This window comes from Tropicimonas sp. IMCC34011 (assembly GCF_003390865.1).
Taxonomy (GTDB): domain Bacteria; phylum Pseudomonadota; class Alphaproteobacteria; order Rhodobacterales; family Rhodobacteraceae; genus Tropicimonas_B.
The window spans coordinates 445,875-460,829 of sequence record NZ_QMEJ01000004.1 but is presented as its reverse complement, the minus strand read 5'-3'; the positions used below and the strand labels follow the sequence as shown (position 1 = coordinate 460,829).

Annotated in this window: 13 protein-coding genes; 6 read left to right on the top strand and 7 right to left on the bottom strand. The window is 66.6% G+C overall.

Annotated features, from left to right (window positions below; translation table 11 throughout):
* The first annotated feature begins 114 nt into the window (after positions 1–114).
* The 4 genes from DQG15_RS14190 to DQG15_RS18425 all read left to right on the top strand — a co-directional run bounded on the left by DQG15_RS14190 (position 115) and on the right by DQG15_RS18425 (position 2,958).
* A complete protein-coding gene (locus DQG15_RS14190; RefSeq protein ID WP_116086218.1) occupies positions 115–993 on the top strand; it encodes a peptidylprolyl isomerase in 879 nt (292 codons plus the stop codon).
* A 9-nt stretch (positions 994–1,002) separates the two neighbouring features.
* Positions 1,003–2,250, top strand: a complete 1,248-nt coding sequence (gene argJ / locus DQG15_RS14185; protein WP_116086216.1) for a bifunctional glutamate N-acetyltransferase/amino-acid acetyltransferase ArgJ — start codon at positions 1,003–1,005, stop codon at positions 2,248–2,250.
* Entirely contained in the window at positions 2,247–2,645 is a 399-nt protein-coding gene (locus DQG15_RS14180) for a (deoxy)nucleoside triphosphate pyrophosphohydrolase (RefSeq protein ID WP_116086214.1), read from the top strand. The genes argJ and DQG15_RS14180 overlap by 4 nt, the downstream gene beginning before the upstream one ends.
* 172 nt (positions 2,646–2,817) lie before the next feature.
* The gene (locus tag DQG15_RS18425) at positions 2,818–2,958 is read left to right on the top strand and encodes a hypothetical protein (RefSeq protein ID WP_198665156.1); all 141 of its coding nucleotides are present in this window, start codon (positions 2,818–2,820) and stop codon (positions 2,956–2,958) included.
* Between the two features lie 235 nt (positions 2,959–3,193).
* On the opposite strand, the gene infB is transcribed toward DQG15_RS18425, so the two are convergent.
* The 6 genes from infB to pip form a co-directional block, all read right to left on the bottom strand.
* Complete coding sequence (gene infB / locus DQG15_RS14175; protein WP_116086388.1) at positions 3,194–5,734, bottom strand: translation initiation factor IF-2; 2,541 nt, start codon at positions 5,732–5,734, stop codon at positions 3,194–3,196.
* Entirely contained in the window at positions 5,721–6,365 is a 645-nt protein-coding gene (locus DQG15_RS14170) for an RNA-binding protein (RefSeq protein WP_116086212.1), read from the bottom strand. The genes infB and DQG15_RS14170 overlap by 14 nt, the downstream gene beginning before the upstream one ends.
* Before the next feature lie 22 nt (positions 6,366–6,387).
* On the bottom strand, positions 6,388–8,028 hold the full coding sequence (gene nusA, locus DQG15_RS14165) for a transcription termination factor NusA (protein WP_116086210.1): 1,641 nt from the start codon (positions 8,026–8,028) through the stop codon (positions 6,388–6,390).
* Positions 8,029–8,031: 3 nt separating this feature from the next.
* Positions 8,032–8,652 carry a ribosome maturation factor RimP gene (gene rimP / locus DQG15_RS14160; protein ID WP_116086208.1) on the bottom strand — a complete coding sequence of 207 codons (621 nt, stop codon included), beginning with the start codon at positions 8,650–8,652 and terminating at the stop codon, positions 8,032–8,034.
* A 210-nt stretch (positions 8,653–8,862) separates the two neighbouring features.
* On the bottom strand, positions 8,863–10,650 hold the full coding sequence (locus tag DQG15_RS14155; protein WP_116086205.1) for a gamma-glutamyltransferase family protein: 1,788 nt from the start codon (positions 10,648–10,650) through the stop codon (positions 8,863–8,865).
* A 12-nt stretch (positions 10,651–10,662) separates the two neighbouring features.
* Positions 10,663–11,655, bottom strand: coding sequence for a prolyl aminopeptidase (gene pip, locus DQG15_RS14150; protein WP_116086203.1), 993 nt, complete (start codon positions 11,653–11,655; stop codon positions 10,663–10,665).
* Positions 11,656–11,735: 80 nt separating this feature from the next.
* On the opposite strand from pip, the gene ubiG reads away from it, so the two are divergent.
* Positions 11,736–12,488: a bifunctional 2-polyprenyl-6-hydroxyphenol methylase/3-demethylubiquinol 3-O-methyltransferase UbiG gene (gene ubiG / locus DQG15_RS14145; protein ID WP_116086201.1), complete on the top strand. Its 753-nt coding sequence runs from the start codon at positions 11,736–11,738 to the stop codon at positions 12,486–12,488.
* Here the strand turns inward: ubiG and DQG15_RS14140 are convergent.
* Positions 12,479–13,282, bottom strand: coding sequence for an undecaprenyl-diphosphate phosphatase (locus tag DQG15_RS14140; protein WP_116086199.1), 804 nt, complete (start codon positions 13,280–13,282; stop codon positions 12,479–12,481). The two genes, ubiG and DQG15_RS14140, sit on opposite strands and share 10 nt — an antisense overlap.
* Positions 13,283–13,499: 217 nt before the next feature.
* Here DQG15_RS14140 and DQG15_RS14135 point away from each other — a divergent pair, with 217 nt between their 5' ends.
* Positions 13,500–14,936, top strand: a complete 1,437-nt coding sequence (locus tag DQG15_RS14135; RefSeq protein ID WP_116086197.1) for an NAD(P)-dependent oxidoreductase — start codon at positions 13,500–13,502, stop codon at positions 14,934–14,936.
* The last annotated feature ends 19 nt before the right edge of the window (positions 14,937–14,955 follow it).

The window sequence follows — 14,955 nt, the reverse complement described above, 5'->3', positions numbered from 1 at the left end:
GCCCTAAGTAGCGGACGAAACGGCGGCACCGGCCCCTGCCGAGGCAAGGGCGATGTAAGGTCCGCCCCCATCAGTGTCAACGCCGCGCACGATCGCGGCAGGGAAGGAGACCACATGACGCGAGTCATCACAGCACCCTGGACGGCCGGATTGCTCACGCTGGCCCTGGCGATGCCCGCCGCCGCTCAGGACGAGACCGCCGAAGGCGCCTCCACCGGCGGCGACGTGACGGCGGATACCGTCGTCGCCACCGTCAATGGCACCGAGATCACCGTGGGCAACATGATCGTCGCCCGCTCCACCCTGCCGCAGCAGTACCAGCAGCTCCCGCCCGAGGTGCTGTTTCAGGGCGTCCTCGACCAGCTCGTGCAGCAGACCGTTCTCAGCCAGGAGGCCGACGAGCCGTCCCGTCTGACCGAGCTGACCCTTGCCAACCAGCGCAGCGCCCTGATGGCCGGCGAGGTCCTTCTCTCCGTGGCGGAAGACGCCGTAACGGACGAGGCGATTCAGGAGGCCTACGACGCGCAGTACTCCGATGCCGAGCCCACCCGCGAGTGGAACGCGTCGCATATCCTCGTCGAGACCGAGGAAGAGGCGCAGGCGCTGAAGACCGAACTCGAGGAGGGCGCCGATTTCGCCACCCTCGCCCAAGAGCGCAGCACCGGGCCCTCCGGCCCGTCCGGCGGCGAGCTCGGCTGGTTCGGCCCCGGCATGATGGTCCCCGAATTCGAGGAAGCCGTGACCGGCATGGAAGAGGGCGACATCTCCGATCCCGTCCAGACCCAGTTCGGCTGGCACGTGGTCAAGCTGAACGAGACCCGGATGCAGGATGCTCCGGCGATCGACGATGTCCGCGCCGAGCTGGCCGCGCAGGTCGAGCAGAACGCCGTGCAGCAATACGTTGCCGATGCCGTGGCCGGCGCCGATGTCGAGGAGAGCGAGGCCGAGATCGACCCGTCCATCCTCGGCGACCTCAACCTCGTTCAAGAGTAAGAGCGCTCCATGGCCGGTAAGCTGCCCGTCTCGCCGCTCGCTCCCGCGAGCTTTCCGGACCTGCCCGTGATCGAGGGTGCGTCCTTCGCGACGGCGGCAGCGGGCGTCCGCTATGCCGGCCGAACCGACGTCATGCTGTGCCGGCTCGCGCCGGGCAGCACCGTGGCGGGGGTGTTCACCACCTCCGCCACGCGGTCCTCACCCGTGCTCGACTGCCAGGCCAAGCTCGCCGCGCCGGCAGAGAGCGATCGGGGAGCCGCCATTCTGGTCAATTCCGGCAATGCGAACGCCTTCACGGGCCGTGCAGGCGATGAGTCGGTCGAGGCCGTCTGTGCCGGCGTTGCGGACGTTCTGGATCTTCCGGCCTCGCGCGTCTTCACCGCGTCCACCGGCGTGATCGGGGAGCGACTGGCGCATGACAGGATCGTCGCCGCGCTCCAAACTCTCTCGACCAACCTTTCCGAAGATGCGGGCGAGGATGCGGCTCGCGCGATCATGACGACGGATACCTATCCAAAGGGCGCCGGCCGCGTGATCGAGACGGAGGCCGGCCCGATCCGCATCGCCGGCTTCGCCAAAGGGTCCGGCATGATCGCGCCCGACATGGCGACCATGCTCGTCTACATCTTCACCGACGCCGCCGTGCCGCAGCCCCTCCTCCAGGAGTTCCTGGCCGGTGCCACGCCCTCCACATTCAATGCGATCACGGTGGACGGCGACACATCGACCTCCGACAGCCTCATGCTCGCTGCGACGGGCCGCGGCTCCGCACGCATAGAGGACGCTGCCAGCGCCACGGGTACGGCCTTCGCAGAGGCGCTTCATGCCGTGATGCTCGACCTTGCGCATCAGGTCGTGCGGGACGGGGAGGGGGCCACCAAGTTCGTCGAGGTGGCCGTTTCCGGCGCCAGGGACGACGCCGATGCCAAACGCATCGCGCTGTCCATCGCCAATTCCCCGCTCGTGAAGACCGCCATCGCCGGCGAAGATCCCAATTGGGGACGCGTCGTCATGGCCGTCGGCAAATCCGGGGCCGAAGCGGACCGGGACGCCCTCGCCATCCGGTTCGGTGACATTCTCGTTGCCGAGAAGGGATGGGTTTCCCCCGACTACAGCGAAGAGGCCGCCGCTGCCTACATGAAGGGGCAGGACCTGCGCATCGCCGTCGATCTCGGGCTCGCGTCCGGCGCGTTCACGGCATGGACCTGCGACCTCACCCACGCCTACATCGACATCAACGCCGACTACCGGTCGTGACGATCCTCCTCGTCTCGGCGGTCGCCCTGATCGACAGGGACGGACGGGTGCTGCTTGCGCAGCGCCCGGAGGGTAAGTCCATGGCGGGGCTTTGGGAATTTCCGGGCGGGAAGGTCGAGGCGGGGGAGACCCCCGAGGCCACGCTCGTCCGTGAGCTGAAGGAAGAGCTGGGGATCGACACGTGGTCGAGCTGCCTCGCGCCCCTGACCTTCGCAAGCCACGCCTATGAGAGCTTCCACCTGCTCATGCCGCTCTTCGCCTGCCGGAAGTGGGAGGGAATTCCTGCCGCGCAGGAAGGGCAGACGTTGGCATGGGTAAAACCGCAGAGGCTCCGCGACTATCCGATGCCCCCTGCGGACATCCCGCTCATCCCCATCTTGCGCGATTGGGTGTGACAAACCGCGAGACCCGGGCTTGTTCCACCTGAAGATGAAAATTTTGTGTCTTTTTCGGTGAATGCCGCCGAAATAAGCGCAATTTGACAGTATGTGACTTTTTTATACGTGATCCCTGCTCGGCTTGCCGTTAACGTTTCTGAACGACATCAGTGCAGCCGGAGGGAAGCCAATGCTGAAAACCATCATCGTCGGGAGCTGTGTCTCCGTTCAGGGCACGTTCGTGCAGGATCTGGCCAACGGAAAGATCCTCGTGAAAGTCGGCGAGCGGCTTTACCAAGGCATGCCCGTCAGCCGGACCCTCGTGGCCTGAGGCAGCAGAAAGCGGGTTCGCTGGCAGCCGCACTCTGGATGTCTGCGGCAAACAACTGATTTTCAGGAAACGGGGCGGCCTTCGCGAGGTCGCCCCTTTTTCGTTCCGGGCGATCGGCAAGCGGCGGGCGACAGGACGTCGGCGAGATGCCCCGAGCGCCCCGGAACCTCCTTCCACGAAAAAGGCGCGCCGTCCGAAGACGACGCGCCCTTCCGTAGCATTCTCGCTGTCGCGATCAGGCGAGCGTACGCTCGACCTCTTCGCGCTCGAAGATCTCGATGACATCGCCCGGGCGAATGTCCTCGTAGTTTTCGAAGGCCATACCGCATTCCTGACCGGACTGGACCTCGGCGACCTCGTCCTTGAACCGCTTGAGCGTCTTGAGGTTGCCTTCGTGGATCACGACGTTGTCCCGCAGCAGGCGGACACCTGCAGCACGGCGGGCGTTGCCCTCGGTCACGAGACAGCCGGCAACCTTGCCGACGTTCGACACCTTGAACACTTCCCGGATCTCCGCGTAGCCGATGAAGTGCTCCCGAACTTCCGCGGACAGAAGGCCCGATGCAGCAGCTTTCACGTCGTCCACGAGGTCGTAGATCACGCTGTAGTAGCGGATCTCCACGCCCTTCTGGTTCGCCGTGTTCCGCGCCGATGCGTTGGCACGGACGTTGAAGCCGATGACCGGAGCGCCGGACGCTTCGGCAAGGCCGACATCCGTCTCGGTGATCGCGCCGACGCCGGAATGCAGCACCCGGACGCGGACCTCCTCGTTGCCGATCTTCTCCATCGCCTGAACGATCGCCTCGGCAGAGCCCTGAACGTCCGCCTTCACGAGGATCGGAAGCTCGGAGACGTTCTGATCCGCCTTGGCCTTGGCCATCAGCTGATCGAGCGTCGTGGCTGCGCCAGCTGCCGCGCGCTTGTCCTTCGCGGCCTTCTGGCGGTACTCGGCGATTTCGCGGGCCTGCGCTTCGGTCTCAACGACGTTCAGGACGTCGCCCGCCTCGGGCGTGCCGTTGAGGCCGAGAACCTCGACAGGAACGGAGGGACCCGCCTGATCAACACGGTCGCCCGAGTCGTCGATCAGCGCGCGCACCTTGCCCCACTGTTCGCCGACGACGAAGATGTCACCGCGCTTCAGCGTGCCGTTCTGGACGAGAACCGTGGCAACCGGGCCGCGACCGACGTCGAGTTGCGCCTCGATCACCGCACCGGATGCGTTCCGGTTCGGATTCGCCTTCAGTTCGAGCAGTTCCGCCTGGAGGGCGATCGCCTCGAGGAGTGAGTCGAGCCCCTGCCCGGAGATCGCCGAGACTTCGACGTCCTGAACATCGCCGGACATCTTCTCGACGATCACCTCGTGCTGGAGCAGATCCGTGCGGACCTTGTCCGGCGTCGCGTCGTACTTGTCGATCTTGTTGATCGCCACGATCATCGGAACACCGGCCGCTTTCGCGTGGTGGATCGCCTCGATGGTCTGCGGCATGACCGCATCGTCCGCGGCGACGACCAGGACCACGATATCCGTCACCTGCGCGCCACGGGCCCGCATGGAGGTGAAGGCGGCGTGGCCCGGCGTGTCGAGGAAGGTCAGCGTCGAGCCATTGTCGGCCTTCACCTGATAGGCGCCGATATGCTGAGTGATGCCGCCGGCTTCGCCGGAGACGACCTTCGCACTGCGGATGGCGTCGAGGAGCGACGTCTTGCCGTGATCGACGTGGCCCATCACGGTGATGACCGGCGCACGCGGCTGAAGATCCTCGGCCTTGTCGTCGACAGAGTGCAGTACGTCTTCGACGTCCGCGTCGGACACCCGCTGCGAGCGGTGGCCGAAATCCTCGATGATGAGCTCGGCCGTATCAGCGTCGATCGTCTGGTTCTGGGTCGCCATGATGCCGTTCTGCATCAGCGCCTTGACCACGTCGGACACGCGTTCCGCCATGCGGTTCGCGAGCTCGGAGACGACGATCGCCTCGGGCAGCTTCACTTCGCGCACGACCTTTTCGCGCGCCTCGTTCTGGCCCATCGCCTTTTGGCGCGCACGTTCCTGCTTCCGCTTCATCTGGGCGAGGGAGCGTTGCCGCCCGCCTTCGTTCCCGGACAGAGCCTGGTTCAGGGTGAGCTTGCCGGACCGGCGGTCGCCCTTGTCGCCGCCCTTGCCGCTTTTCTGATCGCGGTCACGGCGATCGTCGCGGTCCGCCTTGCGGGGCCCCGTGGCGCCGCCCTTGGCAGCCCGGCCCTGAGCGGCCTCCGCATCGGCGGGGCTGGCAGCGGCGGCGGAACTGGGTGCGGCGGATGCGGCCGGCTTCGAGCTCGCTTCCTTGGCGCGGCGCTTCTCGGCTTCCGCTTCCTGGCGTGCTCGCTCTTCGGCCTCGGCTTTCGCCTTCAGCGCCTCTTCGCGCTCGCGCTCTTCGCGTTCCTTGGCCTCGGCTTCCTCGCGGCGGCGCTGACGCTCTTCGTCGCGCGCCTTCTCTTCGGCGGCGCGGCGCTCAGCATCTTCGGACTCGCGCGCCTTGGCGGCGGCGAGTGCCTTCATGCGGCGTTCCATCTCCGCATCGGAAATGCCAGCGGGACGGCGCGAGGGATCGCCCGCGGGAGCGGGGCCGGCACCGCCGGTCTTCCCTCCGGGCGCGCCGGGCTTGGGAACCACGACCCGCTTGCGCTTCGTCTCGACGACCACGTTCTTCGTGCGGCCATGGCTGAAGCTCTGCTTCACTTGCCCCGACCGGGGTCCACCGCGCAGTCCGAGTGTTTTCTTGCCGTCATTCTCGCTCATGCGATCCATTCGTCCTTTCCGGAGCATCGGCTCCGTGATCTTGGCGCAGACCGGATAGCCTCGAGGCGTCTTCTACAATACGCCTGGCGAGTCCGCCAGCGGCCAGCGCGGCGTGTATTGCATGGTCCCGGCCAAAGGACAAACCCAATTCCCGGGCCGTCAGGCAGCCGATGGACCGATCCATCTCCGGCCCGGCGCGGAGTTTCGTCTTGCCCCGCTCGGACCCGTCAGAGGCCTGGATCAGGACCCGGGCGCGGCCGGTCTCGATCCATCCCTTTACTTTCTCGTATCCGCAGACCGCGTGTCCGGCCTTTCGGGCCATCGACAGCAGGTCCACCACCCGGGCGGCCATCAGCGCCTCGACCCGCTCCGGCAGGTCTGCCGGGGCCGTGACGGGCGCCTTGGCCGATCGGGCAAAGGCCTTCTTCTTTACCGCGAGCCGCAGCGCGGTCATGTCTGCGGTGATCCAGATGCCCCGGCCGGGCAACTTGCCGGCCAGGTCGGGTACCGCTTCGTCTTCGGGACCGACGACGAAGCGGATCATCTCCGAGATCGGAAGGGTGTTGCCCGTCGCGGCGCAGCGCCGTTCGGGGATGCCATCCCGGTCCTTGTCGCGACCGCCTCTGCTCATCGTCCGGTCCTCCCGAGGCCGATCAGGCCCCGGTCTCTCCGTCGCTCGCCTCTTCGGCCTCGGCGTCGCCTTCCTCGGCTTCGCCCTCGTCCTCTGCCGCCAGTTCCTCGGGATCGACCCAGCCGAGCTGGACCCGGGCGGTCATCACGAGATCCTGGGCCTCGGCGAGAGAGAGACCGAAGGGTTCGAGGACGCCGTCGTCCTTGACGCGCTCTCCGTTGGTCGTCGTCCAGCCGCCGGCAAGCTCCCAGTCGGCGCAGGTGGCGAAGTCCTCGAGGGATTTCACGTCGTCCTTGGCGAGCGCCTCGATCATTTGGGGCGTGAGGCCGGCAAAATCAATGAGGGACTGTTCGACACCGAGCTCGCGCGCGGCTTCCAGTGCCTTGCGGTTCTGTTCCTCGAGATAGTCACGGGCGCGGGCCTGAAGCTCTTCGGCAGTGCTGTCGTCCACGCCATCGATGACGAGAAGCTCGTCCAGCTCGACATAGGCGACTTCCTCGAGGTTCGTGAACCCTTCGGCGACGAGAAGCTGGGCGAAGAACTCGTCGAGGTCCAGCGTATCCATGAAGAGCTGCGTGCGGCTCTCGAACTCGGCCTGACGACGCTGGCTCTCCTCCTCCTCCGTGAGGATGTCGATGTCGAGGCCGGTAAGCTGAGAAGCGAGGCGCACGTTCTGGCCGCGGCGGCCGATGGCGAGCGACAGCTGCTCGTCCGGCACGACGACCTCGATGCGCTCGGCTTCCTCGTCCAGAACGACCTTGGAGACCTCGGCCGGCTGAAGCGCGTTCACCAGGAACGTCGGGAGGTCCTCGTTCCAGGGGATGATGTCGATCTTCTCGCCCTGAAGCTCGTTCACCACGGCCTGAACGCGGCTGCCCCTCATGCCGACGCAGGCGCCGACCGGGTCGATGGAGCTGTCGTAGGAGATGACGCCGATCTTCGCGCGGGAGCCGGGATCGCGGGCCACGGCCTTGATCTCGATGATGCCGTCGTAGATCTCCGGCACTTCCATCTTGAACAGCTCGGCCATAAACTCGGGCGCCGTCCGGGACAGGAAGATCTGCGGGCCGCGCACCTCGCGGCGCACGTCCTTCACGTAGCAGCGGATGCGATCGCCGATGCGGTAGGCCTCGCGTCCGATCTTCTCGTTGCGGCGCAGGATGCCTTCGCCACGGCCGATATCGACGATGACGTTGCCGTATTCCTCGCGCTTCACCTGACCGTTGATGATCGTGCCGACGCGGTCCTTGAACTCTTCGAACTGCCTGTCGCGCTCGGCCTCGCGGACCTTCTGCAGGATGACCTGCTTGGCGGACTGGGCGGCGATCCGGCCCATCTCGACGGGCGGGACCTCATCGCGGATCTCGTCGCCGACCTTGGGCTCAGAGAGATACTGGCGCGCCTGCTCGACGGTCAGCTCGGCCTGGTAGTTCTCCAGCTCCTCATCCTCGACCACGGTGCGCACGCGCGTGAAGGTCGCCCGGCCGGTGCGGCGGTCGATCGAGACGCGGATATCCATCTCGGCGCCGTAGCGGGACTTCGCGGCGCGCGCGAGGCTCTCCTCCATCGCGTCCACGACGAGGCCCGGATCGATCATCTTCTCGCGAGCGACGGCCTCGGCGGTCTGCAACAGTTCAAGCTGGTTGGCGGAGGTGATCGCCATCTGTCAGTGCTCCTTCGCTTCGCCGTGCGGGGCGGTTTCGTCACCCTCTTCGGGCAATTCGGTTATGACTTCGTCGTACTGGGCCTCGTCGATCTGGCCCGTTTCCTTGCGGCTTTTCAGGACATCGCGAATCAGCTCGTCGGTGAGGACGAGCTTGGCGTCCGAAAGCCAGTCGAACTGCAGGCCGATCACGACCTCGCCGTCCGTGTTGTCTTCGATCTCGACAAGAACTTCCGAGCCTTCGGTGCCCTGCAGCGTGCCCTTGAAGCGGCGGCGCCCGTCGATCAGCTCGGTCGTCTCGAGCTTGGCCTCGTAGCCCTGCCAGTCGTCGAAATCCTTGAGCCGGGTCAGGGGACGGTCGATCCCGGGGGAGGAGACTTCGAGCGTGTAGGCGTCCTCGATGGGATCCTCCACGTCCAGCGTGGCCGACACCATGGTGGAGATCTCGCCGCACTCGTCGACCTCGATTCCCCCGTCCGGTCGCTGCGCCATGATCTGAAGCGTCTTGGACTTGCCCGACATCAGGCGCACGCGCACCAGCTCGAACCCCATCCCCTCGATCACCGGGGTGAGGATCTCGGCCAGGCGGCGGTCGATATTGGTCTTGGCGATCAGGTCGGTCATGGTGGTCCCAGTGATCCTGCGGGTGGGCGCAAGGCACAAAAAAACGGGCCAGCGGCCCGTTTTTTTGTGCCGGTGGTGCCGAGGTTTGGAAGCCCGACATCCGCTGTTGATGCGGGATATAGAAGCGCCGGGCGGGAAATGCAAGCTCGCGGGTAGACCGGACCCATCTCCCGGGGCGGCCGTCGGCACTCCCGCGCCGACGGCGCGCCTCTACCGTCCTACCGCGTAGGCCTGCATCAGGCGCGGCGTCGCGGCGGCGCGGAGCATCCCGTCCGGCTCCCGAAGAGCGCAGGTCAGCCGTCCGATGGACCACGGCGGCGTCACGGTGACGCGGTGGCCCCGCCTCTTCAGCTCCTCGATCACCTCCTCACCGGCGGACGGCTCGATCAGCATGGCGCCGGGCTTGGCGTGCCGCGGATAGAAGGAGGCGGTGAAATGCTGCGAGTGAAAGAGCGGCGCATCAATTCCCTCCTGGAGACCGAGGTCGTGATGCACGAATCGCAGGAACCAGATGAGCTGCCATTGATCCTGCTGGTCTCCGCCGGGTGTGCCGAGGGCGAGGCGGCGGCCGTCCTTCTCCGCCAGCGTGGGCGTCAGTGTCGTGCGCGGGCGGGTGCCGGGGCGCAGGGACGTGTTCAGCCCCTCCTCCAGCCAGAACATCTGCGCACGGCTGTTGAGCGCGAAGCCGAGGCCGGGGATGACCGGGGAGGATTGCAGCCACCCGCCGGACGGCGTCGCGGAGACGGCGTTGCCCCAGCGGTCGATGATGTCGATGTGAACGGTGTCGCCGCTCTTGGGCGCGAGATGTGCCATCGTCGGTTCGGCAGCCACCGGGCCGGTCACGCCGAAATCGTCCGCCGCGCGCGCTATGGCGGCATCGGCGAGGTGCTCGTAGCCCTCGATCCGCCCCGGACGCTGGTCGAGGGACGCGTCCTCGCCGATCAGCCTGGCGCGCTCGGCGTTGTAGTCGTCCGACAGCAGCGTCGCCATCGGAACGTCGCTCGCATCCGGATCGCCGTAGAAGGCTTCGCGGTCCGCATAGGCGAGTTTCATGGCCTCGACGACGGTGTGGACGAACTCGGCGCCCATCGGGTCCATCGCGCCGATCCGCGTGTGCTTCAGGATCGCGAGCGCCTGGAGGAGGACCGGCCCCTGTCCCCATGGCCCGGTCTTGTGCAGCGTCCAGCCCTCGTAGTCGTAGGACAGAGGCGCCTCGAAGCTCGCGCGCCACTGCGACATGTCCTCTCGCGCCAGAACCGCACCGTAGGTTCCGCCGGTATTGTCCGCGACCTCGGTGCCGTCCAGGTAGTCGAAGATCGCATCGGCGACGAACCCCTCGCGGAAGGCCTGACGTGCAGCCTCGATCCCGTCGACGCGCCCGCCGGCGTCATCGGCGATGGTGGCGAGGCGGTCGTAGGTTTCGGCGAGCTGCGGGTTGCGGAATATCGTATGAGGCTCCGGCACCTTGCCTCCGGGCGTCCAGACCTCGGCGGAGGTCGGCCAGCTTTCAGCAATGAATGCGGCGACGTTCTCGATGGCGGTCACGACGTTCGGCAGGATCGGATGGCCGTCCCGGGCATAGTCGATCGCGGGCTGCATCACCTCCCGCACGCTCAGGGTGCCGTGCTCCGCGAGCATCGCCATCCAGCCGTCGAACGCGCCCGGAACGACGGTGGACAGAAGGCCGGAGCCCGGAATGATCCGGAGGCCCTTCGCCTTGTAATGCGCGATGGTCGCGGCAGCGGGCACGACGCCTTGGGCGCACAGAACGCGGGTCTCACCCGTCTCGGCATCGTAGAGGATCGCCGGCAGGTCGCCCGCCGGCCCGTTGAGATGCGGCTCCACCACCTGCAGGACGAGCCCGGTCGCGACGGCCGCGTCGAAGGCGTTGCCGCCCTTCTCGAGAATGCCGAACCCCACAGCGGAGGCGATCCAGTGCGTGGAGGCGACGACGCCGAAGCTGCCCCGGATCTCGGGCCGCGTGGTAAATGTCTGCATGGGAGCCGTCCTTCAGAAGCCGAGTTTAGTGGCGGACCGCGCGATGGCCCGCGTCGTGCGGACGAGTTCGGCGGAAATCGTGGGTTCGCTGAGCGCATGGCCCGCCATCGGCGCCATCCTGAGCTCACCGCGGGACCAGCGCTCCGTCAGCCGCCACGCGCTGATCGGAGGGCAGATCATGTCGTACCGGCCCTGAACCACGGTTCCCGGGATGTGGGAGATGAGCGGCATGTCCTCGAGGATCTGCCCGTCCCGCTCCAGGAACCCGCGGTTGACAAAGTAGTGGTTCTCCAGTCGGGCGAAGGCACGGGCGTAGTCCGCCGGCGCCTCGCCGCCCGGCCCGTCATTCTCGATGGAGGCGAGCGCGTTTTCCCAGGAGGCCCAGGCGCGGGCGAAGCGTGTCTCGGTCGGGATGTCCCCCGAGAAGAGCCGGGTGTGGAAGGCCTCGATGACGTTCCCGCGCTCTTCCTCCGGCAGGAGGCCGACGAAGCGGGACCAATGGTCCGGAAAGAAGCGGGCGGCGCCGTTGCCGCCGTAGAACCAGTCCAGCTCCCCTTGCGTCATCAGAAAGACGCCGCGAAGCGCGAGATAGGCGGTGCGATCCGGATGGGCCTGCGCGTAGACCAGCGCCAGTGTCGCCCCCCAGCTGCCGCCGAAGAGCACCCAGCGGTCGATGCCGAGCGTCTCCCGGATCATCTCCGTGTCGGCGACGAGGTGATGGGTGGTGTTGTTCTCCACGCTGGCATGTGGCCGCGAGCGGCCGCATCCGCGCTGGTCGAACAGGACGATGCGGAATTCCTTCGGATCGAAGTAGCGGCGCATCGCGGGGCTGCACCCGCCTCCCGGCCCCCCATGAAAGACGACCACCGGGATCCCGAGGGGGTTCCCGCATTGCTCGACGTAGATTCGATGACCGTCGCCCACGTCCAGCATGCGCTGGTCGTAGGGGTCGATGGGGGGATAGAGATATCCCGATGCGTTGCGGCTGCGCGAGACCTGCTCCATGTCGCACCTATATAGCGACCGGGCGGCCGCTTCCACGCCCTTATCCCGCCCGATCCGTCCCAATTGCCTTGGAGGACACCATGACGACGACAATCGACGACGCCGAGATCGCGAAATTCCAGGCGATGGCCGATGCGTGGTGGGACCCGAATGGCAAGTTCAAGCCGCTGCACATGCTGAACCCGTGCCGGCTTGACTACATTACCCGCCAGATCGCCGCCGAATTCGGCCGGGACCTGTCGGATCCGCGGCCCTTCGCGGGTCTGCGCCTGCTCGATATCGGCTGCGGCGGGGGGCTTCTGTCCGAACCGATGGCGCGCTTGGGCGCGGACGTCGTGGGGGCGGATGCGGCGGAGCGCAACATTCCGGTGGCCCGTCTGCACGCGGAGCAGTCCGGCCTCGACATCGACTATCGCCACACGTCGGCCGAGGCTCTGGCGGAGGCCGGCGAAGCGTTCGACGTCATTCTCAACATGGAGGTTGTGGAGCATGTGGCCAGCCCGCCGGCCTACCTGCGTGCCTGTCACGATCTGCTGAAGCCGGGCGGGCTCATGGTCTGCTCCACGCTCAACCGCAACGCAAAGAGCTTTGCCATGGCCATCGTCGGCGCAGAGCACGTCATGCGCTGGCTGCCGAAGGGCACCCATGACTGGCGGAAGTTCATCACGCCGGACGAGCTCTTCGACCTTCTGACCGGTGCCGGTCTGACGCCGGTGGACAAGACGGGGTTCGTCTTCAATCCGCTCGGCTGGTCCTGGTCGCTGTCCGAGCGGGACCTGTCGGTGAACTACGTCACGACCTCGCTTCGCCCGGAGGCGCCGGCTCAGCTGTAGGCGACGGCGATCAGGATCACGCCCAGGACACAGCGGTAGATCACGTACGGGGTGAAGGAGACCGAGCGCAGCAGGCGCATCATCAGCGTCAGCGCGAGGAGGGCGGACAGGAAGGCGAAGAGCGCCGCGATCCCCGCATCGGCCCAGAGGCCGGGCGCGGGGTTCCGCAGGGCTTTCGCTCCGACGAGGGTGCCCGACGCCATGATCGTCGGGATCGACATGAGCATGGCGATCTTCGCCGCGCCTTGCCGGTCCATCCCGAGAAGCCTCCCGCCGGTGATGGTGATGCCGGAGCGGGAGGTGCCCGGGATCAGTGCGACGGCCTGCCACAGCCCCATGATCACCGCGCCGCGGATCGTCCAGTCCTCGGCGCTCCGCGTCAGCGGCGCCGTCTGGTCCGCCCAGTAGAGCAGGATGCCGAAGAGCAGCATCGCCCAGCCGATCACCGCCACGCTCCGCAGCGCCTCGTCGAGGCCGGTCACGGAGAGGGCAAGACCGACGACGATCACCGGTACCGTCGCCACGATCAGCAGGAACGCCATTCTGGAACCGTAGGTGTCCGTCCGGCCGCGGGCGAGGCGCGGGAGGCCGGCGAGAACCGCGGCCACATCCTTCCAGAAGTAGAGAATGACGGCGCCGAGCGTGCCCACGTGAACGGCGACGTCCAGCGCCTGTCCCTGATCGGCGAGCCCCGTCAGGCGCGGCAGCAGGATGAGGTGACCGGAGGAGGAGACGGGGAGAAACTCCGTGATCCCCTGGATCAGGGCAACGATCAAAAGGTGAAGAAGGGGCATGGCGATTCGCGTCTCCGGAGGCAATCTCGCGCCTGATACAAGCCGAGTATGACAACAGGTAGGCCGCATAATGGTATGCATTGCTGACCTAGTTTGCGGTAAATTCGCCGCCCGCTGGATGATGAGTGCCAAAAAACCTTCGATTAGGTCAGTATGGGTGACTTTATCTCTCCGCGGATCGGCTGTATCAGCGCTGAAGACCACGGGAGGATTGTCCATGGCTGACGACCGCATGCTGAAATTCGTGACCGTCCAGCGGCAGATGCCCACAAAGCGTCCGCCGGATCTGCGGCGGGACGACTTTGCCGAGATCTATTCCGAATTCGCTGACGATACCGCGGCCGAGCAATCCGGCCGGTGCAGCCAGTGCGGCGTGCCTTATTGCCAGTCGCATTGCCCGCTGCACAACAATATCCCCGACTGGCTCCGCCTGACCGCTCAAGGCCGGCTCAAGGAAGCCTACGAGATCAGCCAGTCCACCAATACCTTCCCGGAGATCTGCGGCCGGATCTGTCCGCAGGACCGTCTGTGCGAAGGAAACTGCGTCATCGAGCAGTCCGGCCACGGCACGGTCACCATCGGCGCGGTCGAGAAATACATCACGGACACCGCGTTCGACGAAGGTTGGGTGAAGCCCGTCTCCCCGGCCGTCGAGCGCGAGGAGAGCGTGGGCATCATCGGCGCAGGTCCCGGCGGCCTCGCCGCGGCAGACATGCTCCGCCAGGCCGGCATCCAGGTCACCGTCTATGACCGGTACGACCGTGCGGGCGGGCTGATGATCTACGGCATTCCCGGCTTCAAGCTCGAGAAGGACGTCGTGATGCGGCGCAATCGTCTTCTCGAGGATGGCGGCGTGACCTTCCGCCTCAACTGCAACGTGGGCGAGGACATCAGCTTCGAGGAGATCCGCAGCAGCCACGATGCGGTCCTGATCGCCACCGGCGTCTACAAGTCCCGCGGGCTTCAGGCGCCCGGCGTCGGAGCAAAGGGCATCGTGCGCGCGATCGACTATCTTACCGCGTCCAACCGCAAGAGCTTCGGGGACGACGTGCCGGAATACGAGAGCGGCGAGCTGAACGCTGAGGGCCGCAACGTGGTCGTGATCGGCGGCGGCGACACGGCGATGGACTGCGTCCGCACCGCGATCCGGCAGGGCGCCAAGAGCGTCAAGTGCCTCTACCGCCGGGACAAGTCCAACATGCCGGGCTCGCAGCGCGAGGTCGCCAATGCCGAGGAAGAGGGCGTCCAGTTCGAATGGCTGACCGCGCCCAAGGGCTTCTCGGGCGACGTGGTCGAGGGGGTCATGGTCAGCCGGATGCGCCTCGGTGCTCCGGATGCGACCGGCCGCCAGAGCCCCGAGATCATCGAGGGCGGTGACTACGTCGAGGAGGCAGACCTCGTCGTCATGGCGCTGGGCTTCGAGCCCGAGGAGCTGCCGACGCTCTGGGGCGAGGAGGCGCTGGAGGTTACCCGCTGGGGCACCATCAAGGCCAATTTCCGCACCCACGAAACCAGCCTGCCCGGCGTCTATGCGGTGGGTGACATCGTGCGGGGCGCCTCTCTCGTGGTCTGGGCGATCCGGGACGGGCGCGAGGCGGCGCAGGCCATGCTCGACCGCTTCGGCGCCGCCGCAACGGCCGTGGCCGCCGAGTAGCACCACCCGGTTTCCCGGG

Coding starts and splice junctions, on each gene's coding strand:
- DQG15_RS14190 (WP_116086218.1), top strand. CDS start 115: ATGACGCGAGTCATCACAGCACCCTGGACGGCCGGATTGCTCACGCTG.
- argJ (WP_116086216.1), top strand. CDS start 1,003: ATGGCCGGTAAGCTGCCCGTCTCGCCGCTCGCTCCCGCGAGCTTTCCG.
- DQG15_RS18425 (WP_198665156.1), top strand. CDS start 2,818: ATGCTGAAAACCATCATCGTCGGGAGCTGTGTCTCCGTTCAGGGCACG.
- infB (WP_116086388.1), bottom strand. CDS start 5,734: ATGAGCGAGAATGACGGCAAGAAAACACTCGGACTGCGCGGTGGACCC.
- DQG15_RS14170 (WP_116086212.1), bottom strand. CDS start 6,365: ATGAGCAGAGGCGGTCGCGACAAGGACCGGGATGGCATCCCCGAACGG.
- nusA (WP_116086210.1), bottom strand. CDS start 8,028: ATGGCGATCACCTCCGCCAACCAGCTTGAACTGTTGCAGACCGCCGAG.
- rimP (WP_116086208.1), bottom strand. CDS start 8,652: ATGACCGACCTGATCGCCAAGACCAATATCGACCGCCGCCTGGCCGAG.
- DQG15_RS14155 (WP_116086205.1), bottom strand. CDS start 10,650: ATGCAGACATTTACCACGCGGCCCGAGATCCGGGGCAGCTTCGGCGTC.
- pip (WP_116086203.1), bottom strand. CDS start 11,655: ATGGAGCAGGTCTCGCGCAGCCGCAACGCATCGGGATATCTCTATCCC.
- ubiG (WP_116086201.1), top strand. CDS start 11,736: ATGACGACGACAATCGACGACGCCGAGATCGCGAAATTCCAGGCGATG.
- DQG15_RS14140 (WP_116086199.1), bottom strand. CDS start 13,282: ATGCCCCTTCTTCACCTTTTGATCGTTGCCCTGATCCAGGGGATCACG.
- DQG15_RS14135 (WP_116086197.1), top strand. CDS start 13,500: ATGGCTGACGACCGCATGCTGAAATTCGTGACCGTCCAGCGGCAGATG.